19 protein-coding genes are annotated in these 24,035 nt (G+C 41.7%); 18 read left to right on the top strand and 1 reads right to left on the bottom strand.

Going from position 1 to position 24,035, the window contains the following annotated elements:
• Positions 1 to 29: 29 nt before the first annotated feature.
• Positions 30 to 1,400: an MATE family efflux transporter gene (locus L4C54_RS00715; protein ID WP_428806688.1), complete on the top strand. Its 1,371-nt coding sequence runs from the start codon at positions 30 to 32 to the stop codon at positions 1,398 to 1,400.
• Positions 1,401 to 1,519: 119 nt separating this feature from the next.
• Here the strand turns inward: L4C54_RS00715 and L4C54_RS00710 are convergent, their stop codons facing one another.
• Positions 1,520 to 2,362 (bottom strand): DNA ligase, encoded by an 843-nt coding sequence (locus L4C54_RS00710; protein ID WP_428806687.1) that lies wholly within the window; start codon positions 2,360 to 2,362, stop codon positions 1,520 to 1,522.
• Positions 2,363 to 2,650: 288 nt separating this feature from the next.
• On the opposite strand from L4C54_RS00710, the gene L4C54_RS00705 reads away from it, so the two are divergent.
• The 17 genes from L4C54_RS00705 (at position 2,651) to L4C54_RS00625 (ending at position 24,027) form a co-directional block, all read left to right on the top strand.
• A complete protein-coding gene (locus L4C54_RS00705) occupies positions 2,651 to 2,971 on the top strand; it encodes an STAS domain-containing protein (RefSeq protein ID WP_428802053.1) in 321 nt (106 codons plus the stop codon).
• A gap of 44 nt (positions 2,972 to 3,015) precedes the next feature.
• The gene (locus L4C54_RS00700; RefSeq protein ID WP_428806686.1) at positions 3,016 to 3,849 is read left to right on the top strand and encodes an OmpA family protein; all 834 of its coding nucleotides are present in this window, start codon (positions 3,016 to 3,018) and stop codon (positions 3,847 to 3,849) included.
• A gap of 67 nt (positions 3,850 to 3,916) precedes the next feature.
• A complete protein-coding gene (locus L4C54_RS00695) occupies positions 3,917 to 5,968 on the top strand; it encodes a polysaccharide biosynthesis/export family protein (RefSeq protein WP_428807378.1) in 2,052 nt (683 codons plus the stop codon).
• Positions 5,968 to 6,654 carry a P-loop NTPase family protein gene (locus L4C54_RS00690; RefSeq protein ID WP_428802055.1) on the top strand — a complete coding sequence of 229 codons (687 nt, stop codon included), beginning with the start codon at positions 5,968 to 5,970 and terminating at the stop codon, positions 6,652 to 6,654. The genes L4C54_RS00695 and L4C54_RS00690 overlap by 1 nt, the downstream gene beginning before the upstream one ends.
• A 30-nt stretch (positions 6,655 to 6,684) precedes the next feature.
• Positions 6,685 to 7,488: a phosphate/phosphite/phosphonate ABC transporter substrate-binding protein gene (locus L4C54_RS00685; protein ID WP_428807377.1), complete on the top strand. Its 804-nt coding sequence runs from the start codon at positions 6,685 to 6,687 to the stop codon at positions 7,486 to 7,488.
• Between the two features lie 35 nt (positions 7,489 to 7,523).
• Complete coding sequence (locus tag L4C54_RS00680) at positions 7,524 to 9,857, top strand: ATP-binding protein (RefSeq protein WP_428806685.1); 2,334 nt, start codon at positions 7,524 to 7,526, stop codon at positions 9,855 to 9,857.
• A 184-nt stretch (positions 9,858 to 10,041) separates the two neighbouring features.
• Positions 10,042 to 11,505, top strand: coding sequence for a sigma-54-dependent transcriptional regulator (locus tag L4C54_RS00675; RefSeq protein WP_428806684.1), 1,464 nt, complete (start codon positions 10,042 to 10,044; stop codon positions 11,503 to 11,505).
• Complete coding sequence (locus L4C54_RS00670) at positions 11,486 to 12,559, top strand: glycosyltransferase family 4 protein (RefSeq protein WP_428806683.1); 1,074 nt, start codon at positions 11,486 to 11,488, stop codon at positions 12,557 to 12,559. The genes L4C54_RS00675 and L4C54_RS00670 overlap by 20 nt, the downstream gene beginning before the upstream one ends.
• 155 nt (positions 12,560 to 12,714) lie before the next feature.
• Entirely contained in the window at positions 12,715 to 13,908 is a 1,194-nt protein-coding gene (locus L4C54_RS00665) for a glycosyltransferase (protein ID WP_428806682.1), read from the top strand.
• Between the two features lie 10 nt (positions 13,909 to 13,918).
• Positions 13,919 to 15,118: a glycosyltransferase family 4 protein gene (locus L4C54_RS00660; RefSeq protein ID WP_428806681.1), complete on the top strand. Its 1,200-nt coding sequence runs from the start codon at positions 13,919 to 13,921 to the stop codon at positions 15,116 to 15,118.
• Between the two features lie 10 nt (positions 15,119 to 15,128).
• A complete protein-coding gene (locus L4C54_RS00655; RefSeq protein WP_428806680.1) occupies positions 15,129 to 16,595 on the top strand; it encodes a lipopolysaccharide biosynthesis protein in 1,467 nt (488 codons plus the stop codon).
• On the top strand, positions 16,595 to 18,040 hold the full coding sequence (locus tag L4C54_RS00650) for an O-antigen ligase family protein (protein ID WP_428806679.1): 1,446 nt from the start codon (positions 16,595 to 16,597) through the stop codon (positions 18,038 to 18,040). Before L4C54_RS00655 ends, L4C54_RS00650 begins: the two co-directional genes overlap by 1 nt.
• Positions 18,041 to 18,214: 174 nt before the next feature.
• Positions 18,215 to 18,943, top strand: a complete 729-nt coding sequence (locus L4C54_RS00645) for an acyltransferase (RefSeq protein ID WP_428806678.1) — start codon at positions 18,215 to 18,217, stop codon at positions 18,941 to 18,943.
• Between the two features lie 4 nt (positions 18,944 to 18,947).
• Positions 18,948 to 20,102, top strand: a complete 1,155-nt coding sequence (locus L4C54_RS00640; RefSeq protein WP_428806677.1) for a glycosyltransferase — start codon at positions 18,948 to 18,950, stop codon at positions 20,100 to 20,102.
• A complete protein-coding gene (locus tag L4C54_RS00635) occupies positions 20,099 to 21,526 on the top strand; it encodes a GumC family protein (protein WP_428806676.1) in 1,428 nt (475 codons plus the stop codon). Before L4C54_RS00640 ends, L4C54_RS00635 begins: the two co-directional genes overlap by 4 nt.
• Before the next feature lie 198 nt (positions 21,527 to 21,724).
• Entirely contained in the window at positions 21,725 to 22,843 is a 1,119-nt protein-coding gene (locus tag L4C54_RS00630) for a glycosyltransferase (protein ID WP_428806675.1), read from the top strand.
• On the top strand, positions 22,840 to 24,027 hold the full coding sequence (locus L4C54_RS00625; RefSeq protein ID WP_428802067.1) for a glycosyltransferase family 2 protein: 1,188 nt from the start codon (positions 22,840 to 22,842) through the stop codon (positions 24,025 to 24,027). Before L4C54_RS00630 ends, L4C54_RS00625 begins: the two co-directional genes overlap by 4 nt.
• Positions 24,028 to 24,035 lie beyond the last annotated feature (8 nt).

Here is a 24,035-nt window from a genome sequence, read left to right as displayed (position 1 = left end):
TTTTTCTTCTTTCTCTTATCGGAGTCTCTGTGCATCGTTATAAAAAAGAAACATCTAACTTAGTTAAACTGGCGACGCCTGTTTTCATTGCTTCAATCGCACAAACTGGAATGAGCTTTGTCGATACCATTATGGCCGGCGGCGTTAGCGCTATTGATATGGCTGCGGTATCTATAGCCTCAAGTATCTGGCTGCCTTCTATCCTATTTGGCATCGGGCTGTTAATGGCGATCGTTCCCGTCGTTGCTCAACTTAACGGTTCCGGTCGTCAAGTTAAGATTCCGTTTGAAATACATCAGGGTATTGCTTTAGCGCTCTTCACTTCAGTCCCTATCATTATTGTGCTGCTTCAGACGCAATGGATCATGGATTTGATGAAAATAGATCAGGTGATGGCTGATAAGACCAACGGCTATATGTTTGCGGTTATATTTGCAGTTCCAGCATTTCTGCTGTTTCAAGCTCTACGAAGTTATACCGACGGCTTAGCACTAACCAAACCGGCAATGGTGATTGGGTTTATAGGTCTGTTGGTTAACATTCCTCTGAACTGGATTTTTGTTTACGGTAAATTTGGTGCTCCTGCGTTAGGTGGCGTTGGTTGTGGTGTAGCGACGGCCATCGTTTATTGGTTAATGTTTGCCTTGTTGCTCTTTTATGTGGTGACGTCAAAAAGGCTTGCTCATATTCAGCTATTTAGTCAATTTCACCGCCCTCAACCTAAAGCTATCCTACGACTATTTAAGCTCGGCTTCCCCGTTGCAGCGGCTATGTTCTTTGAAGTAACACTGTTTGCCGTCGTTGCTCTACTGGTTGCTCCTTTAGGTGCATTGGTTGTTGCTGCGCACCAAGTCGCGATTAACTTTTCATCGCTCGTGTTCATGTTACCTATGAGTATCGGTGCTGCAGTTAGCATTCGTGTTGGCCATAAACTTGGTGAGCAAGACACAGAAGGTGCCATGATTGCATCTCGTGTTGGCATATTTGTTGGGCTCGCCTTAGCCATATTAACTGCCGCATTAACCATTATATTTAAAGAGAACATTTCTTATCTATACACAGATAATAAAGCCGTTATCACTATAGCAATGCAATTACTGATGTTCGCGGCGGTTTATCAGTGTACAGATTCAATTCAAGTAGTCGCCGCTGGTGCACTGCGTGGCTATAAGGATATGACCGCGATTTTCAATCGTACCTTTATCGCATATTGGATACTTGGATTACCGACTGGTTATATACTTGGTATGACCGATTGGATAGTTGAGCCAATGGGCGCTCATGGATTTTGGATTGGGTTCATTGTTGGTCTATCGTCAGCCGCATTGATGTTGGGTATAAGACTGCACTGGATGCATAAGCAAGATGATGATGTCCAACTAACATTTGCATCAAAATAACTTAACACTTATCCGCTACCACTCACGATGTAATAAAGCCCAGATTTAATGAGATCTGGGCTTTGTTAGTTTTTGATTACGCATTAGGTAATCATTATAAAAATACTGTCATGTATTTGCTAATACCCTTCACGTTCTCTTAAATAACGTGCAAATTTCGGAATCCCATTTTGTGTCATTCCGTTATAACGAAATGTAATTGTCGATCCGATGCTAGGCGGGCTCCGTCTTTGCTCATCACTAAAGCCACTGCCTATGTAAAATTCTTTTCCCGATTCTAGTTTTACTCTCAATGAACCCATTAAGCCTTTATATTTACCATTACCTAACTTATACCCCACCACTATCGCTTCAGTATCTTCATGCTTTTTCAATTTAAGCATGTCATTGCTGCGCCCTGCTTGATATCGACTGGTGATCTTGCGCAGCATTATTCCTTCACCTTTATTACTGCTTACGTTATCTAGGTAGCCAAATAACTCAGTTTCTGAAGCAATAGGTGTATGCTCTACGTACTTTAGATGTAATGACGGATTTGAATCGACCCAATGTATTAGATTGTAATAACGCTTCTGGTAGTCACCTGCACTTTGGGGGATGTCGAACAGCATGTAGTCGATCTGTTTCCATGCAGAATCTGATGGGACACGGTCCATTACGGTTTGCTGTACGATGTGAAAGTTTCCTCGGCCCGCCCAAAGTTCTCCCTCTAACGCGTGATCAGGTAATGGGTCGGTAAACCATTTAGGTGGGTATATTCGATTACCTTGTCGTGTCACCAATATCTCACCAGTCCATATAGCGCGAATACCGTCTAGTTTTTCACTTTTCCAGTATTCAAAGATATCAACGCCAGACTTATAACTGTGCGCATTCATTACACCCAAATCATAGCCGACGTCTGCGATGGCTGGGCCACTGACCGCTAGCAAAATACCTATTGAGATAAGAGACAATCGCATAAAACACTCCTTGTTTAATGACTGGCGACATTCTTACAGGAAATACCTTACTGCATCATCAATGCGTTCAATCCATGCGACTTGACTCATATTATTCATCGATAGTGATGATTTAGTTTCATCATATTTGAAGCAATTTCTCAACACTGCTTATGATTCTCAATTTGAGAATGTCATTTATCAAATTGAGAATACCAGTAACGAACCCACTAACTAATTGAATATTAACCTATTATATGTTGGCACAGAACCTGCTCTATTAGAATAAACCGCATAGGAGAGAACATCATGGAACTACGTACTGTTGAAGCAAACGAAACTATTCTTACATTAGAAATTGTCGGTAACCTTGACGCTGAAGGTAGTCGTGATGCACAGCCTCACATTGATGCAGTTATAACAGATGACCTACATAGTGAAATTGAATTAGATTTCAGTCGAGTTGAATTCCTTGATTCATCAGGTGTTGGCGCGTTGGTTTACCTTTACAAACGACTCGTTGAACGTGAACGAAATATGCGTATTGAAAACGTAACTGGTCAGCCTTTAGAAATAATCAATCTATTGCGTATAAGCCAAGCAATACCAGTTAACTCAAATACTCACTAAACATAACTATACTACTAATAATTATTATAAAAACGGACGTTGGCATGAATGGACTTAAAGGATACATAGCTATAGTTATATCCATCACTCTTTTAGGGGGCTGCACTAGCTACCCCGAAAGCGGAAAAGGTGGCTTAGCAGAAGATTATGTCGCTGCTTCTTTTTCGCCAGTGATGCCAACAGAACCTTTGGGGCCAGAGCATGGTCTTAGATTTGATTGGCAATTAACAAAGCTTCACCTTGATGCACTCATTCAAGAGGGAGCAAAGTGGTGTTTTCCAGCAGCTGTTGTACAAGCAATTGAAAAACAAAACAGAATTGCGCGAGAACTTGAAGGTGGGTTATTGCTTGATGCTGCAAATGATCTCGTTATTCAACGAAAACGCCTACATGAACTAGAAGTACAACTAGATTACGTCACCTCACAAACACGTTGTGTACCGCCTAAGAGTGAATTCCAACTCAATCAACAATTGGCGGTGATTGACCAACTGTTTGATTTACTCAATGTCGATAACCAGTTTGCATTAGATTCAACGGAAATTAATCCAAAATATATGGGCCACCTTGCGAGAGCTGCAAATATTCTTGTAGAAAACACCATGCTGAAGTTATCGGTTACGGGCCATGCAGACGCTAGAGGCCACGATGAACATAATCAGGCATTAGCGATGGGCCGAGCGAAACAGGTCAAACGATACCTAACCATATTTGGTTTAGAACCTACTCGTATTACAACCCACTCTTTAGGCTCTGAATTACCCTTATTTGAAGGAGACTCTGTTGGGGTCATGCTAACAAACCGTCGAGTTAGCATTGAAATAATTTCGACGCAAGACTACTCAGCAGATGCACCACTAGGAGGATTGTATGAATAATCTATCATTATTTCTACTTTGCTTTGTTGGAGTCTTTGGATTCCAAACAAGTTACGCTTCTAGTGAAATGGACAGTGATTTTCAGGGTGAGAACGAAGTCGTACAAGTTGGTGATCTAATACAGGTAAACTTGCCTGGCGAAAGTACGTTAAACCGTGGTTTTCAGGTAAATAAGCGCGGAAGAATCACTCTACCAGAAGTCGGTGCGATTTTTGTAGCTGGCTACGATGAAGAACAGTTAGAAGTAACCGTTTTAGGTGCGCTAGAGTCCGTATTTCGTGATCTATCCAACGCTTCTGTCTTTATAGCTGAACAGCAAATTTTGGTCTCTGTTCAGGGGTACGTTAAGTCTCCTGGAGAATATACCTTATCTAAAAGTGCCGATATACAAATGGCACTACACGCTGCCGGAGGTCTACGTTCTGGTGCACAGCTTAACAATATGCTGCTTAAGCGTGGGGGTAACAAACAAGCTTTCAATTATAAAGCGTTCCTAGATACAGGCGATGAATCCCAACTTCCTGCTCTACAATCTCTTGATACTCTTTTCGTTCCTGCTTCTCCCCTCGTTAGTAATATTGAGCAAGATTTCGATCCTGCAAAACTTGCAGATTCAGGTGACAGCGCCGATGGTCGAAGCGCAATCAAAGTCTTTGGTGAAGTTCATGCCCCTGGTTCATTCTCTTACAAAGAAGGAACGGATTTAGTTGATATCCTGATGCGTTCTGGGGGTGTAACACGTTACGCAAGTGTGGAGCAGATTCGTATCATTACCGATACGACACCAAAACTATTCAATTTAAAGCGCTATTTAGATAGCGGCGATTCAACTCTTCTTCCTAAGCTTAAGCCCGGTGCCACCGTTTTTGTTCCGAAACAGGAAGAAGAAATCAAATCAGGTGCCAATACTGTTTATGTCATGGGAGAAGTGAAGAGCCCTGGTGCATTCGAAGGTAAGCTTGGTGCAAGCTTTATGGATATATTAGCGAATTCAGGTGGCCCTACCCGATATGCAGAATCACGTCAGATTCGTATCATCAAAGCGAATGGTAAAGTCATCCCCTTTGATTTAGCCGCCTACACGGAAGGGCTAATCAACTCGTTGCCTCCAGAGATTAACCCGGGTGACGCGATATTTGTTCCTGAAAAAACAGATATGAATGAAAAATCGTGGTTAAAAGTCGCTCCTAGCCGCGCTGTTAATGTGATGGGATCAGTAGTAAGACCAGGACGTATCGAGTGGTCAGACGAAATGAACCTAATGGATTTACTATCGCATGTTGGCGGCCCGACATTAAGAGCCGATACAACAAAAATTGAAGTTATTGACCATAAGCAAGAACTTGTCGTTTTTGACCTTGATGCGTTTATCCTTAATGGTGCGCCGCCAAACGATCTTCCAATTATTGCTGCTGGCTCTATTGTACGTATTCATGATTTACCCCGAGACCCTTCTGACAATAAAGCTCAGTGGGTGCGCCAAAGCTCAGATGCTTCTATCTATGTCTTTGGACAAGTGAATACTCCAGGGCGCTTCCGATTTACTAAAGAGATGCATTTCTTGGATATTCTAGCTGCGGCTGACGGCCCAACGAAAGAGGCTGACATTCATAATATTCGAGTCACTCATCGCGATAAAACTTATTCGAAAGTCAGTAAACTCAATTTGTCACTGTACTTTGAAACCGGTGATGAGAATTTACTGCCAAGCGTTACAACCGGTGACACTATCTATATCCCTGAAAAAAACAAAAATTGGTTAGATACATCGAAGGAATCCACCGTTCGAGTTCTTGGAGCAGTAAACAAACCGGGTCGTTACTCCTTTGACGACAACATGACTATTCTCGACATACTTGCTGAAGCTGGCGGGCCAAGTAATACAGCTTATCTTGAAAAGATATCAGTGGTTAACATGTCATGCTGCCAAGGACAGGCTCGTACTTTCGATCTGATAGAGTTTAGTAAAACGGCCAATATTTATCATCTCCCTGTTTTACGTGCTGGAGACACCATCTTCATCCCTGATCGCAGCCAAAGCTTGCTAGAGAAAGCCCGTGTTGGACTAGAAGACATTCTACGACTTACCACTGCCATCGTGTTGATAGGAGCACTCTAATGACGATTCCTGCAACTCACGCCGAAATTGAGCAAATATATTTATCCGCAGAACTTGCTGAGTGTAAGTCTCTGTGTGTTACCGCTTGTCAGTCTCTTGATGGTGTTACCTCAGTGGCTAGCGCGTTAACAGAGCGGTATCTATTGGCTGGACATAACGCGCTGCTGGTTGATTTGAATATGTTTAACCCCGCATTTAAAGAGCTCACAATAGCAACAGACGATGGAACTCATTTGATCGAGCACGTAGATAGCCATCGATTATTCACCGGCGTCGTTGTTCCAAGTGATAAATCGACTCAACTTGCCTACAAAGATCCTGCATTTATGAGTCATGCCGTAAAGGAGTGGGAAGACCAGTATGACCGAATCATTATCGATACCTCCCCTCTTTTACAGATAAACCGCAGTAACATTCCCGCCCAAAGTATCGCGAATGCTTGTGATAAAACGATATTAGTTGTTAAAGGCGGTGTGACGTCAGCTGGACAGATTAGAAAAGCTACTGAGTTGCTAAAAAGCGGAAAAATCGACTTATTAGGGACCGTGTTAAATGTCAAAGATCAACCGCCACTAAGCTTAGAGATAATTCGAGAACTTAGACGTATTCCATTTATACCTAAAAAATGGCGTCGAAAAATAGAAAACTGGCTGAACAGAAATGAATTCCTATCCCAATCAGCATAACAAGTAACTAACACTAATTAGGTGATTATGATGAGAAATATACTATACGCATTACTAATAACTTTTGTATCTCCAGTGTTTGCTGACGACCAGATTACGTTCGCAATCGTTCCACAACAATCTGCGAGCCGCCTTGCTGAGCTATGGTCACCTATCATGGAGTATTTGTCAGAAAACACAGGGGAAAAGTTCGAGTTTTCAACCGCTAAAAATATCCCTATGTTTGAGAAGCGTTTAAGCGCTAGCGAATATGACTTTGCCTATATGAATCCTTATCACTACACAACGTTTAGCGCTAATCCCGGCTATATGTCTATTTCTAAAGCAAAAGATAAAAAGATCAAAGGTATCATTGTTGCAAGAAAAGACAGCAATATAAAAGACTTAAAAGAACTAGACGGTAGTACCCTAGCCTTCCCTGCTCCTGCTGCTTTCGCAGCGTCGGTTCTTACTCGCAGTGTACTTAAACAAAAAGGGGTAACTTTTGAGCCTGATTATGTATCGTCTCACGATTCCGTTTATCTCGCCGTAGTCAAAGGTCTATATCCTGCCGGTGGCGGTATCATTCGCACATTCAACTCCATCGATGAGTCACTTCGTGATCAATTAACGCCCATATACACCACTAAAGGTTACACACCACACGCTGTTGCACATCACCCTAGAGTCGATCCTGAATTGGCAGCAAAAGTTCAATCATTACTTGCTGCGCTTCATGATACTGAAGAAGGACGAGCTCTATTAAAGCCTCTCAATATAAAGGGCTTTGTAAATGGTGCAAACAGTGATTGGGACGATGTACGTGCTCTGAACATCGATGAGATTAAACAGTAAAACTGACCTAAACTTAAACCATAGGTAGGTGAAATATGACTTTTCGAGCAAAAACAATAATCGGTATAGCACTGATCGAAATAGTACTACTTATGTTCCTTGTTTTTAGTTCTATGTCATTTCTATCCGAATCAAATGAAAAACAATTAATACAACGCGCTAATTCAACCGCGACCATGTTTGCTAATGCTACAAAAGACGCGGTTCTCTCTACCGATATTGCTACCTTAGAATACCTCGTTAGTGAATTTATGACGTTAGAAGGCGTTCAGTACGTAAAAATAGTAAGACATGGAAAAGTACTTGCCTGTGATGGCGACATGGACTTACTGAAACGAGACATGAATATCGATGACAAATTAAGCAATGTCTCTGATGGTATTTTTGATACTCGCGTCCCCATTATTAGTGGCGGCACTCAGTATGGGCATATCGATATGGGGTTTGGTACTGCCGCCATCAGTAGCATGCTCGAAACGGCTCAAAAATCCATTGTGGGTATCGCCTCCATAGAAGTTATTCTTGTTGCTATTTTCTCATTTATCTTAGGAACCTACCTAACGAAAAGCCTAGTACGTTTAACAACTGCGACTAATATGCTCAGTGAAAAAGGGCCGGGTTACCAGCTTAATGACACTTCTAAAGATGAGTTTGGTACTCTGGCTAGAGCTTTTGATAATATGTCGTGCAAATTAAACAAGAGTTATACCGACTTAAAATCAGCGCGAGCAGAAGCCGAGAATGCCTGTGAGTCAAAAGGCCGATTCCTTGCTTCTATGTCTCATGAAATACGCACCCCAATGAATGGCGTACTTGGCATTTTATCGTTGCTTGAAGAAACACCTCTGACTAAACAGCAAAAACAACTCGTTAACACAGCAACAGCTTCAGGAGGGTTTTTACTCTCTGTCATCAATGATATTTTGGATTTTACTCGAATGGAATCCAACATCCTTCTATTAGAGCAACAACCATTTAACTTCCGAGAGTGTGTCGACAGTGTTATCGATAGTTTTAGCCCAGAAGCTAAAAAGAAAGGACTTATTCTGCACTGCTTTGTTGATGGCACCGTACCTTCTATGGTTACTGGCGATATTAATCGAGTTCGCCAAATTCTTCACAACTTAATAGGCAACTCACTGAAGTTCACAAGTGAAGGTAACATTACCGTAAAAATTGATGCAGCGACTGAAGGCAATGATTGCAAGATTATTTGCACTGTTTCTGACACAGGTATTGGTATCAAAGAAGAGTCACTTGAATACCTATTTGAAGAGTTCACTATGGTTGATCAAACTTATTCTCGTACTCAAGAAGGTTCAGGGCTAGGTTTGGCTATTTGTAAACGCCTGTGTGAATTGATGGATGGGAGTATTGAAGTCTTTAGCCAGTATGAACAAGGAAGTATCTTCACCTTCGCTATTAATTTAAAACTCGCTGATTCGCTTGTCAGTCATGTCGCCCCTTCAAATCCAGTGCTCGCACCAGAGCTTAAAGACGCAAGAATTCTTGTTGCTGAAGATAACAAAGCTAACCAACTCGTCATTAAAAACATGTTCTTACATGCTGGTGTCGATATCGATATCGTCGATAATGGCGCTAAAGCCGTCGAGCAAATCAAGAATTACACTTACGATATTGTGTTTATGGATATTTCCATGCCAGAGATGGATGGTATTGAAGCAACAAACATCATTCGATCTATCGACGATGAAAAAATGCAATCACTCCCTATCATTGCACTGACTGCCCACGCGCTAAGCGGAGACAAAGAACACTTTATTTCTGCAGGTATGACAGATTATTTATCAAAACCTGTACGTTTATCTCAGCTAATTGAAAAAATTAACTTATTCTTATCAGATAAGCTTCAGTCAGCCGAGGTATTAATGATAGATAACGCAGTAACAACGACAGTTTCCGAGCCAACTATTGTAGAAGAAGATAGTGTTGAAGAAACTATTGTTGAAAACGTGAATGATAACGAGGTCAATGATATCAACATTGCTCAGTTCGTTGACGAAACCATATTGATACAAATGATCGAAGACACGAGCGCAGAAGTTATACCTATTCTTATCGACCACTACTTGGAAGAGACAGAAGTTCGTCTCAATAACATCCTTCAAGCATCTAAGGATAAGAACATCGACCAACTCGAGTTCGAAACGCATACGTTAGGCAGTTCCTCTTTAGCTCTAGGTAACCGCTCTCTTTCGGAAATATCACGCGATATAGAAAAATTATGTTTGGAGAAGAAAACTGCTCACGCGTTCGACTTAATTCCAACGTTGCAAAGTATCGCTAGTAAATCGATTAAGGCAATCATCGCTAGAAAAGAGCTTGGGTTTGTCACCTCTTCAAGCTAAAGGCTGAACGTTTACTGTACTAGACCAAGAGTTCTAGTAGGAACATTTTCTATACAGATACGTTATTTGATAAAGACATAGCAATCATGTATTCGATTGAATATTGGATGATTCCTTTATTTTGTAGGTTATGTTAATTACTATAAGTAATATGTTTCATAAAATAATAACAAGGACGTCGACAATGAAACCAAAGGTACTCCTAGTAGAAGACTCAACATCTCTTGCTGTACTTTATAAACAATATGTTAAGGACGAACCTTACGACCTGTTTCACGTAGAAACCGGACAAGAAGCCATTGCCTTTATAGAACGTAACGTCCCTCATCTCATCATATTAGATCTAAAGCTTCCTGATATGTCTGGCGAAGATATATTGGACTGGATATCTGAAAATCAGATCCCTACTTCTGCCGTTATTGCTACTGCGCATGGTTCAGTGGATATTGCTGTCGGCCTCATTCAAAAAGGGGCGAAAGACTTCCTGGAAAAACCTATCAAAGCCGATAGGTTAAAAACTTCTATAACCCTTCACTTAAAACAGGCAAAACTAGAACACTTAGTCGAAGATATTGAAACTAAGTTTGACCGTAAACGATTCCACGGCTTTCTTGGTGGATGCCTACCTATGCAAGCGGTGTACAAGGTCATTGACTCTGTCGCACCTACTACTGCTAGTGTGTTTATTAATGGTGAAAGTGGTACGGGTAAAGAAGTTTGTGCTGAAGCTATCCATAAAGAGAGCCAACGTAAAAAGATGCCTTTTGTCGCCATCAACTGCGGCGCAATTCCTAAAGATTTGATGGAAAGTGAGGTCTTTGGCCACGTAAAAGGCGCATTTACTGGGGCAAGCACCGATCGCAAAGGTGCAGCACAGCAAGCAGATGGTGGAACGCTGTTCCTTGATGAACTTTGTGAAATGGACTTAGAAATGCAGAAGAAGCTTTTGCGCTTCTTACAAACGGGAACATTTACTCCGTTAGGTGCAACCAAAGAGACCAAAGTTAACGTTCGTATTTTATGTGCGACCAATCGAGATCCATTAGTGGAAGTCGAAGAAGGCCGATTTAGAGAAGATCTTTATTATCGTGTTCATGTTGTCCCGATCGAGATGCCCCCCTTACGTGAAAGAGGCAATGATATTGCAGTATTGGCTAATCACTTCCTTAAACTCTACGCGAAAGAGGATGGTAAAAAATTCTCAGGTATTAACAACGATGCTGAAGCACTGTTGAAGAAATACCAATGGCCCGGTAACGTTAGGCAACTTCAAAATATTATTCGAAATATTGTGGTTCTCAACGATGAATCAAAGCTATCTATTGCTCATCTACCAGCGCAGATCCTTAAACATAAAGCGACAACATCTCCAAGGCCAGAGTCCATTGCACCACCTTCTCTAGCACCGTCTCCCGCGCAAGAAGCCCTAATGGCACCAGGTACACCAGACACAATGGGTGTGCAGCCCCCGACCCATGGCGGAGCGATCAGGCCAATGTGGCAAATCGAGCGAGAAACGATACAAAACGCGATTGATTTTTGCGATGGAAATGTTCTTAATGCAGCGGTTTTATTAGAACTCAGCCCTTCTACTGTCTACCGTAAGAAACAGGCATGGGAATCTGAAGATGAACACAGCACCGTCTGATTTAGTGTCTTCTTTCACTTCAGACTCATTTAAAATGAAAAAGGTTTGGCTATTAATAGATAGCCTTGCCTTTGGTGGCATTGAGACCCATGTTTTTGAATTAGCGAACGGACTTAAAAAGTTTGATATTGATGTCTCTGTTGTTTTTATTGCGCATTACGGACAGCAAGCTCTGCTTGCCGATAAACTAGAAAAGGCATCAATCAGCTACTTCTATCTCAATCACTCCTTCCCTTCTAGCAGCGTTTATCAGTCGCTAAAGCAAGCGATCTTAAAGCACCAACCCAACTTGATTCATGCCCATGGGTACAAAGCGAGCATCTATAGCCGCCTTGCTCGTAAACTGATACATGACGGCCCATTTAAGCAAATCTCAACATTTCATGCGGGTGAAACACCAAAAGGAAAAGTCTGGCTATACGATTTTATTGATCGATATAGTGCTTTTTTTTCAGACGCTCGTTTATCCGTCAGTCAGCTAATCAAAAGAAAGCTACCCTCTCACTCGTATACCCTTAATAACTTTATAGACACAACAAATATTGATTGCGCTAAAGGCAGTCAAATAGCTTTTGTAGGACGCTTGAGCCATGAAAAAGCCCCCGACCGATTTCTTAATTTGGCCATAATAAATCCTGAACATGAGTTTCACTGTTACGGAAGCGGGCCAATGGAGTGTGACCTAATTAGCCGCTGCCCAAATAATCTCACCCTGCATGGCCACCAATCGAATATGGAGTCAATTTGGAAGAACGTAGATCTACTGGTTATTCCATCTCGATATGAAGGTCTTCCTATGGCTGGGTTAGAAGCGATGGCGCGTGGTATCCCCCTTCTTTGTACCAACGTAGGGGATCTAAACGAATTGATGGAACATCAAAACAATGGGTTTATTGTCGATTACGAAGGAGATCTTCAACAACAATTACAACTATGGCTATTGATGAGCGAGTGCGATAAACAGAAAATTCGACATGCAGCAAAACAGACTATTGAGCAACATTACTCGACAAAAAGTGTGCTCCCGCAGCTTTTAGATATCTATCAAATTTGATTCTCAAATTGAGAAATCAATTCCTACAAAAAAAATCAACCAACTAACAACCACAAATCAACAACTTAGCATCCGTAAATAGTTGGCACCTCTATTGCAGTTATCCCTATAGAAATAAAAACTCAATTTCAGATTGAAACTAAAGGGGTAACAATATGAAGACGACTAAGCATATTTTATTTGTACATTATGGAGATGACTGGATTCGTGGTAGCGAGCAGTGTCTACTTGATTTGGTTTCAAATATTGATCGTAGTCGCTTCACTCCGTTTATCTTAACCAACAACCCTTCACTGCATGACGAAATGATTAATGTAGGAATTCATAGTGAACTAGAGTCTTTTTCTATTCTACTGGGTTGGTCTTCGCCTCGTTTCAATGTACGAGCGTGGTTACGTCAGGTAAAACAAGCAAAACAATACATCGCAAAAGCAAACATTGACTTAATTCACGTTAATAGTGGAGCGCCGTGTCAGTGGATGTATACCGTGGCGAAAGTGACCAACACCCCTATGGTTACTCAGCTTCACTCTGACTACCCTGCACGTGACCGTGTAACTCTAGGTCTGCATTTTTCACCAAAAATCATTGCGGTAAGTAAAGCGATCACTCATCAACTGATTAAAGATGGGTACCCACAAGAGCGTCTATCTATTGTACACAACGGAATTGATGTCGAGAGGCTTGAAAATCAAGCCCCTGTCGATGTTAAGAAAGCACTGAATATCGATGAAGATACCTTCACGTTCGCAACGGTAGGCTCCCTTATTCACCGTAAAGGCGTTGACCGTCTACTCCTTGCCCTTCGCCACCTTCTTTTAGAGTATCCAAACGTTCATTTAGTTGTTATCGGTGATGGACCACAAAGAGCAAATCTAGAACAGCAAGCTGACTATTTACACCTATCAGACCACGTCCACTTTGTGGGTGAGCAAAGACACGTACAAGGTTGGTTAAAAGGCGTTGATGGATTTGTAAGTGGCGCTCGTCAAGAAGCGTTCGGACTTGTTGTTGCAGAAGCAGCCCTTGCGGCTCTGCCCGTTATTGCGCCATTTGAAGGTGGTATTCCAGAGATTTTGACTCACAAGAATAACGCTGTGTTTTACAAAAATAACGGGACTGGTCCTATCGTTAACGCCATGCGTGCTGTCGTAAAAAACAGAAAAAGTGCCAAGACTATTGGCCTTAGAGCTAAGGAGCATATCCTAGAGACTCATACCGCTATTCACAATGCTCGAGCAATTGAGAAGATCTACGTTCAAGCTATTTCCGAAAATCAGCAACCAACGACCTCTTTTTGGCAAGCAATTAGCCCAATTAGAACGTTCCTTGCAAATCGTATCGCATAAGGAGATGACTATGAATACCCCAATAAATCATTACCTTATATTTGATCCTGTTGCGTTTCTTGGTGGTTCAAAAATCGCGAGTAAAGAAGCATTACTACTCACCAACCCAAACCATTCAAAATATACAATTTTAACTGCGCATAAAGAGTCATGGTCTAACGATGATTTTTGTAAACAGCATCAAGTCAACGTAATAACCGTTCCCTCAATTGCAGGGTTAAGTAAAGTTGATAATGGATTAGGTTATTGGCTAAAACAGTGTATCTACACGCTATTCATTTTAGCGGTATGGTTACGTAGCGAGAAAATCACAGCCCTAATAGGGAACTCTGGTCCTGGTGTTGATATGTCTCTATACATTGTAAAAAAACTCATCAACATCCCTATTATTCAGCTAATTCACGGACCGATAGAGAAATCACGTTCGGTAGGATACTGCCTTACAATTGCTGACCGTGTCTATTATCTATCTTCGGCCAAAAATAGCGTTTACAAAGCACTAAACCATTACCTGAGAACTAAGCTTTCAGGCGTCGATGCCTATGCACTTAGCAACTACCTTTTATTAAGTGAAAATTATCAAAGTTTTCAAAATGGTATATCTAACATGCATTGGCCTAGCCGAGTTCAGTACGACTTCCCGACTATCTTTTGGTGCGCATCACTGCTTAAGTGGAAAGGCTTAGACATGCTCACCGAGTCTGCAAGAAAACTAGATAAACAGTCACCATTCGCAGCGAACATCTGTTTTATTCGCCCCATTGATACCTCTTTGCCAACATGTAATGCACCAACTCTACTACCGCATGTTCAATGGTATCAAGAGCCCAAAAATCTCGATGAAATTCGTAGTCGTAGCAATATATTCGTTTCAACAAGCCGTAATGAGCCATTCGGCCTATCGATCCTAGAAGCTATGGCCGCTGGAATGTGCATCATCATTCCCGAGGACAACGCATATTGGGACCAGGTGTTAACTCATAATGTGAACTGTATTAAATACGAACCCAATTGTGTTAGCTCATTAACTGAAGCGATTTCGCGTGCAACTCACGACGTCGATTTAATCAAAACACTGGGCAGTGAAGCCTTTAACGTGGCCAAGCAGTACCAAGCTGAAAATTGCTATCGTTCTCTTGTTAATGGATTGAACCATCCTGACTTTATCAATGAGGAACCATCACTTATACCAACGAAGGCTATTCGTTAAGGTGATTACCATGTCTTTTAATAAAATGTATCTTAATAAGAAGCTATTCAATAAGATTCCTAACTCGCTAAAAAATATGCTTATTTACGCGGTTAGTATATTTCTTGTAAAAGGCATGTCCCTCATTATGCTGCCCATCGTTGCGCAGTTCTTATCACCTGCGCAGCTTGGTAAATTAGAGCTGCTGGCAACGACGACCGTTTTCCTAAGTCTGCTTGTTGGGTTTGCCATGCACGAGAACCTTTATCGTTTTGTAGGCGAACTAAAATGTAAGATCGAACAATTTAATAAGGTCAGTGAGCTCTATACCTATGCTGTTTTGTTGTCGCTCATCGTCGCGACATTAGTCACTGTTCTTCTGTTTATGCTGCCTTCACTTAAATCCATATTTACTTCAACAGATATAGCGCTGCTTTGTATTGTACTGGGATTTGAGAGTGCGTTAGGAATCAGTATGGCATGGTTGAGGTTTCAAGACCGCGCGAACGTTTTCTTTGTCATCAGTGTGTTAAGCAGTGTTCTTCAGGTATCTGCTGTTGTATTTGTTCTTTATACCGCTCCTGTCGTGACATATATCTATGCTGTCGGTGTTTTAACGGGTGTATTTCAACTCGTGATACTGCACAGAGTCAATCGATTCACTTGGGTGTGGGCAGGCCTTAAGAACCTAAAAAGCTTACTAAAATATTCTATACCTTTAATGCTTTCTACACTTGTTGCCTTTGGGTTAACTGGCGCTGAAAAATGGATTATTGGCTATTCTTTCTCTATCGAGGTTCTTGGTCTTTATTCCGTCGCTGCAAAGTTCTCGTTAGCAATGTGTATTCTTATTCAGCCCTTCAGTATGTGGTGGATGCCAAAACGTTTTAACGCACTGATGTACCAAGGGAAATCTTATACAACGCAAGTGACGCAATGTGGGTTGGTTTATATCTCGATCCTGACCATAACTGTCGCCAGCGCGAGCCAAATATTCATCGCATGGACACTTCCTCAAGCCTATATAACCGCAACCGAGCTACTTTCAGGGGTGATACTGATTGCCTTATTTAAAGAACTGTCTGACCTAGTCAATATAGGTATTCTGCAACACAAAAAGACCCAATTGATATTAATGATCAATAGTGCATGTACCGTAGGGGGCCTTGGGCTATGTTGGGCTCTATTGGGGTATGGTATCTGGGGGATCATAGTATCCATTGCCATTGCTCAGGTAACTCGAGCAACACTGATTCTCTACTTTAGTCAGCGGTTAATCAAACTGCCCTACCAGTACTCTGCAATACTATTGATTTTAATTAACACTCTCAGTTGCTTAGCGTTGAGCTTTTTCAATCAGCACCCTCTATGGCTAATCCTAATTGCTCTGTTTGGTGCTATATTTAATTTGGCGGTCGCATATCGATTCAAGTTCTTAGATGCATTTGAATTACCTAACCTTTCCCGCTATTTTCCGAGCGTGATTAGAGGACTGTAATGACAACCAAACAACGTTATCTCTCAACATTATTCATCTCATTATTGTGTTGTGTGATCAGCGTTGTTTGGTATTTTGTACCTCACCCCGCTATTCCCATCGTTCTTGCACTTATCCCGTTAGGCGCCCTGTTTGTATTAAGCCAAACCTTTTGGTTGGTGACGTTATTTGTACTTTTTTCATTTTTTCGTATTCACGAAGCCATTCCTGCTCTCTACTCATTAAAAATCCCTTTGATGCTATCCCTAGGTGCACTTTCTGCCTTACTTTGGCATACCTTAGTGAGTAAACAGATTAAGGTGTATTGGCATCGCTCGTTTACTTGGCTCTCTATCTTCTGGGTACTCGTAATTATTGGAATTCTGTTTGCCTCTAGTCCTGGTATCGCCATCGCGAGCTTTAAATCTGTGTATTGGAAGATCATTGTCATGACGCTCGCTATCGCGTGGCTTGTGAACAACAATAAGAACATTGGCCGTATCGCTATCCTGATCACACTCTCAGGTGCGTTAATTGCCAGCGTCGCTATCTTTAATTCAATCAATGGAATCGACCTAGTAGAAGGCACAAGAGTATCAATTGGCCGCAGTATTGGATCGATGTTGGGGGATCCAAATGACCTATCGTTAGTTCTGATGTTTCCACTCGCGTTCTCAATTGCACTTGTTACGACCAAAGGCGTTCCATTTCCGAGTCGACTTATCGCATTGATCACCACCTGCTTATTAATGAGTGCAATTATCGCGACTCAAAGTCGTGGTGGCTTATTGGGGTCAATTGCCGTTATTGGTATTTATGCACTTAAGTTAATTCGCTCTAAAGTATTGCTTATCTCACTTGGCGCTATTGCAGGTATCATTCTCTATTTTGTAGCGGGCATTTCCGATAGGTCATCAGGAGGCGCAGCAGAGGAAGGAATTGATGAATCAGCGATGGGTCGCTTATACGCATGGGAAGCGGCCTTTAAAATGGCCCTGCATAATCCGCTAACGGGGGTTGGAATAGATAATTTTTATGCTAATTATTTTTTTTATAGCCCACATTGGGATGGCCTAAACCACGCCGTTCATAGCACATGGTTTGGTGTACTAGCCGAAACGGGCTTTTTAGGGCTTATTGTATTTATTGGTTTCATTACTTCGTTAATATTGAGCGCAAGAAATACCCTAGCAGCGATCGCTAAGAATCCAGATCACTATTCCGCTAACCTTATCGTTGCCGCTAATGCTGTTTACGCTGGGCTTATCGGCACCATTGTCTCAGGAACATTTCTTACCCAAGGTTTTAACTGGCCGATTTATATTCTTGCCGCGCTCACCGTTGCGGTAGCTAATATTACTCAGACCCAAATCAATGAGAACCAAGTTTCTGAAAACACAGATTCCGAAAGCCAAGTTCCTGAAAACAAGGCTTCTGAAAATCCAAGATCCAACATTAGCAATTAGCCTTGGAATTGATCAAATTAACTATGCAAAACAATTCTCAATTTGAGAATCAATAAGTTGCATAATAAAATCCGCAAACGACACTAACCCTAAGCTGTTGATATTTAGTGAATAATGTTTTGGCACAATCTGTGTAATAGAACTAATAACTCTTACAAAAGCACAGGTGACAATATGTTGGCTACTCGCGTAAATGATATGAAGATATGGCTACAATGCCACCCAAACCCAACTTATCGCGGTCTGTTTCTGATTCTCAAAAAGATTCGCATGTTTGAAATACCAACGCCTCAAGTACTAAATAAGCTGATCTATAGTGTGTATAAACTCACCTGTTCCATTTGGCAATCACTCACCCGAGTTCTGTTCCATACGCCTGCATTTAAAGGCCGGTTAAATCAGTATGGTCGTGGACTGTTTCTATATGGCGGCATTCCATTTATTTCTGGCCCACTCGAAATTAGCCTAGGTAAAAACTGCCGAGTTTCCGGCCAAACGACTTTTAGTGGTCGGCCGTCAACCAATAGTCCACAGCTTATCGTTGGTAATAATGTCGATATTGGCTGGCAAACAACGATTGCTGTTGGTCGAACCGTAATTATTGAAGACAACGTACGTATTGCTGGGCGAGCATTTTTGTTCGGTTATTCGGGGCATCCACTTGATGCCCACCGCCGTGCTCTAGGCGAGCCAGATGATGAATCACAAGTAGGTGATATTGTTCTGAAAAAAGATGTTTGGTTAGGTACTAATGTCACAATTCGCCAAGGCGTTAAAATTGGTGAAGGTACTGTAGTTGCAGCAGGAAGCGTGGTTGTCAGCGATCTTCCTCCGTATGTTATCGCCGCAGGAAATCCTGCCAAGGTAGTTAAAACCATCGTCTCACATCAACATGGGGAATAACGCCATGCATGATCTAATCGTATTCGGTGAAGACTTTGGTGGTCTTCCCTCTAGCACCCAGCACATCATTAAACGCTTGGCTGCGCAGCGTAAAGTTGTCTGGGTTAATTCAATCGGTTTGCGTCAACCCAAGTTCAATGCTCACGACGGAAAACGCGCAATTAACAAGCTTCTTGGCCGGTCTAAAAGTGGTTTCTCGACAACTAACACTACATCTTCTGAAAGTGAGAAAACGAATACTCAAGCTAAAACAGCATACGGGAATGTCACTGTCGTTAACCTTAAAACCATACCTGCGCCAAAATCAGGGCTCGCTCGAAGTATGGCTAAATCAATGATGCTTTCCCAGCTTAAGCCTCTCTTACAACAAGCTAAACTCAATGAACCTGTTCTTTGGTGTTCTCTTCCTACCGCCGCTGATCTCTGTGGGCACATGGGAGAATCAGCCGTTGTTTATTACTGTGGCGATGATTTTTCATCGCTCGCAGGGGTTGACCATTCAGTCGTCTCCGAGCACGAATCTAAATTGATAGAAAAAGCGGACCTCATATTCGCGGCAAGTGAAGAGATGCAGTCTCGTTTTCCTGCCTCCAAAACACAGTTACTCCCCCATGGAGTAGATTGTGATTTGTTCTCAACGGCAGCACCAAGAGCATCAGACCTACCGAACAGAGGACGTCCAGTCGCAGGTTTTTATGGCAGCTTATCTAATTGGCTTGATTACGACATGATTGAACAGGTTGTGGCTAATAATCAGGATTGGGACTTTGTGTTTATTGGTCCGCAAGAGCTAAGCCAATCAAAACTGCCTAAAAGCAGCAATGTTTTTTACCTCGGTCCAAAGCCTCATCACGAATTACCCCGATATAGCCAGCATTGGGATGTAAGTCTGCTACCCTTTAAGTTGAATGAGCAAATTATTGCATGTAGCCCTTTAAAATTAATGGAATATCTTGCAGCTGGACGTCCAATAATATCGACCCCTTTTCCTGCTTTAGAAGCATACAAACGCTACGTAAATGTAGTAAATAATAGTGAAGATATGAGTATTGCGTTACAAGCAGCTAGACATCAACAACCATTGCCTTCAGGGATTGTAAATCAGCACAGTTGGGACGCACGCAGTGAATTTGTTGACTGGATGTTGGAGCTTCTATGAATGAATTAAAGTTTCGATTGATCATAATATTTAGTGCAGCCTGGAGACGGCGCTATCTCATCTGTTTACCCATTCTGATTTTACCATTTATCGGAGCCGGAATTTCGAAACTTGCACCAACAACTTACCGATCTCATACCAGCATGTTGATTCAAGAAACCGCCAAAATGAATCCGTTTCTTGAAGATATAGCAGTTTCTACCATGTTAAAAGATCGTCTTAATGCATTAAGCACACTTCTAAAGAGCCGCCATGTTCTGCACTCTGTTGCCTTAGAACAAGGCCTAATCGACGAAAATACTACACCCGCTAAAATTGATCAGGTGATGTATGACATATCATCCAGTTTGAATGTCTCCCAGCTTGGTAAAGACTTTCTTAAAATAGAATTGAAATCCGACCGAGCCGAAGGGATGAAAGAGTTGCTTCAATCGATCAGTGATCATTTTATAGAGCAATTGTTAGCACCAGAACGTTCATCCATTAAAGACTCTAGTGAGTTTCTAGCCTTTCATATCGACAAACGCCAAAGTGATCTTGATACAGCAGAAGATGCACTCGCCGATTTCAAAAACGAAAACTCGTCCGTTAGCCCTGAAATGCAGGCACAAAGCCTAAATCGTCTTGCGACACTCAAACAGAGTCTATCGGAAAAAAAGGCAGAACTTGCAGGGGTTAAAAAAAGTTTAGGTAGCCTTGATGAACAATTATCAAAAACAAATCCTGTTGTAGGTAAAATAGAAGAGCAAATAATAGAGATTCGAAGTGACCTTAGCCTTTTAAGAGCTCGATACACTGAAGAACACAGTGCCGTGCAAGCGAAAAAGAGAGAGTTGTCTCGACTTGAAATTGAACGTACCTCTTTATTGAAAGTCGAACAGCCCAACTTAAGTAGTGATCAGCTTTGGGATATTGCGAGCACGTCAACGCTGTCTGATCTTTCAGAAGTACAGCCATTACTAGTCACGCAACTTCACAGTTTACAACTCGTTCGTGGTCAGTACGAGTCACTAAATGAAGAAACCAAAAGCTTAAAACAGATGATTTTTGAGCTTGAGCAAAAAGCCAATAACTTTGGTGACAATGCAAAAGCACTTTATCGGCTACAACGTGATGTCCAAATAAAACGACAACTGTACGATGAGTTAGTCGAGCGCTATGAAATGGCTCAGCTAACAGGCTCTCTTGGTATTTTTGAACAAAACAAGCGTGTTAAAATCATCGATTTACCTTTTTCACCAAGTGGCCCCTCTAACCTTCCATCCATTGTTTTTGTCATAGCAGGTATTGTCGCTGGTATTGCTCTTGGCTGTGGTTTAGCCACAATCGTTGAACTTTTCGATACATCCGTTCGTCGTAAAGATCAGCTTGAAGAGCTTACAGGGGTTCCCGTTATTACTATCATCCCTAAAATAGACGCCTAGTTAGCGCTAGGTTCTCTTCATTTTCAAAATAAAGCACCGTCTTCAATTTGTTATTCAATTCGATTCTCATTTTGGAATATTCATAATAAAACACCAAAAACCACCCTAAGAGACTGATATGAAAGGGAGTTAAAGTTGGTACGCTCCATGCATTGTTATAGATAGATACTAAAACAGTGCAGACTCTAGGAGCCAATCATGAAAACTACACACACAGCAACAGGACAAACTGTTATCCATGTCGTGCAGCACTTAGCTCCAGGAGGACTAGAAAGCCTAGCGCTTGATCTTCTTACTTTCTCTACCCCTCTTAATAGAGTCATGATCGTTAGCTTAGAGGGTGAAAAAGAACAAGCAATTGAGAAGTGGCCACGATTAAAGCCATTTACAAGTCAAATCCTATTCCTAGAAAAAAAGCCAGGTGTTAAGTTTCAAACATTAACTCAGTTGATAAAAACCTTTAACCAAATTAAGCCTGATGTTGTACATACCCATCATATTGGCCCACTCATTTATGCGGGCCTTGCTGCTCGCTTAACATCAGTACCTACTCGAATTCACACCGAACATGACGTATGGCATTTGAATAATGACAAACATCTTCGCCTTGAACGATTGGCACTGAACGTAACTAAGCCCCTACTTGTCGCCGATGCTAACCTAGTAAAAGAGACGTTGTTGTCATGTTTTTCTTATGAAAATACGACAACGATTAAAAATGGAGTCGATTGTGAAAGATTCCGTCCTGGTTCAATGAATATTGCTAGAAAACACTTTGGTATCCCGTTTAACAAAACCATTATTGGTTGTGCAGGTAGGCTTGAGCGCGTGAAAGGGCATGATTTAGCGATTGCAGCACTTTCTTACCTGCCAAAAAGTATTCATCTTGTTATCGCAGGTATTGGTAGTGAGAGAGCTGCTCTTGAACGAATCGCAGATCAATACGCAGTTGGTGACCGTGTAACCTTTTTAGGTTTAGTTGACGACATGCAACGTTTTTATCAAGCACTCGACCTATTCTGTCTACCATCTCGCTCTGAAGGCTTTCCCTTATCTCCACTCGAAGCGCAAGCTTGTAACATACGTACTGCAGTGACTAACGTTGGAGCAAGCCGCGAAACATTATGTCCGAAAACCGGACAACTGATCAGAGCAAACGACATTCACGATATGGCTGACGTACTTTTTCATATGACGCGAATTACAGCTATCGGCGAACCAAGAGCGTTTGTAATTAAAAACAATAACATTAGAAATATGGTTAAGGCGTATGAAACGCTCGCTGAGAATGGAATCGCTACGGAGGTTCTAGCATGATCGAATTCATTACAATTTTCATATCGCTAGCGAGCGCAACGTTGATTGTTTATCACCATGTTGGCTATCCACTGGTTCTAAAATGGTATTCAAAGAATCACCCGCAAACGGAACTTGCCAATACAACCAGAGGCTATCGTAGTAACAAACTTGATCGCGCTCGCCCTTCAATCACAATACTTGTTGCGGCGTATAATGAAGAGCTATGGATTGCAGATAAAATCCGTAACCTAGCTAGCTTGGATTATCCTCGTAATCAATTGACGATTATTATTGCTTGTGATGGCTGTACTGACAACACAGTGTCGATTGCACAAGATACGATTCAAGAATCTATTTGTAGTGATGTTCATTTCGAAATAAGAGACTTTGATGAAAATCGTGGAAAGGTCGCTGTTATCAATCAGCAAATGCTTACTATTTCATCTGACATTACTGCCCTATCCGATGTCTCAGCTCTAATTTCCATTGACGCGTTATTGGTCGCAGAACAGCATTTCAAAAACAAAACGACAGGTGTTGTTAACGGCCGATATCAATTACTAGAAACCAATAACGAAGGCGAAGCAAGCTATTGGAATTATCAAAGCCAAGTTAAGCATGACGAAGCCTCCCTTGGGTCAACATTAGGGGCACACGGCGCGTTTTATCTATTTAGAACTCACCTGTTTCAGCCATTAGCCAGCAACACAATTAATGATGATTTTGTGTTGCCCATGCAAATAGTAAAACAGGGGTATAACGCAATTTATGATGATCAAATGGTGGCAGTTGAACTGGAAGCAACAAATCAAAGCAATGACTTTAAGCGCCGCCTACGTATATCAGCAGGTAACATGCAACAAGCAATTCTGTTATCTAGCTTATTTAATCCAAAGTACAAAGGGGTCGCATTTGCATTCATCTCAGGTAAAGGTTTACGACTAACTATGCCGTACCTGATGCTGATATGCCTTTGTACTTCATTTATGTTAATTGAACACCCACTGTTTTTGGCGGCTCTAGTTGGACAAGTAACAGTTTATACACTTGCTACCCTGAGCCTTATATTTCCAACCGTTTTAACCTGCAAACTTTGCAAGCTCATGACTTACCTAGTATCTGGCCACTTCGCAAATTTTGTTGGTGGACTTCGTTACCTTTTAGGTTTTGAATCTGGTCGCTGGACAAGAGTTAATCACTAAGGAATTTA

It is taken from the genome of Vibrio lamellibrachiae, from assembly GCF_050337265.1.
GTDB lineage: Bacteria > Pseudomonadota > Gammaproteobacteria > Enterobacterales > Vibrionaceae > Vibrio > Vibrio kyushuensis.
Note: the sequence above shows the minus strand (reverse complement) of the source record. Positions and strands in the feature narration are given on the sequence as shown.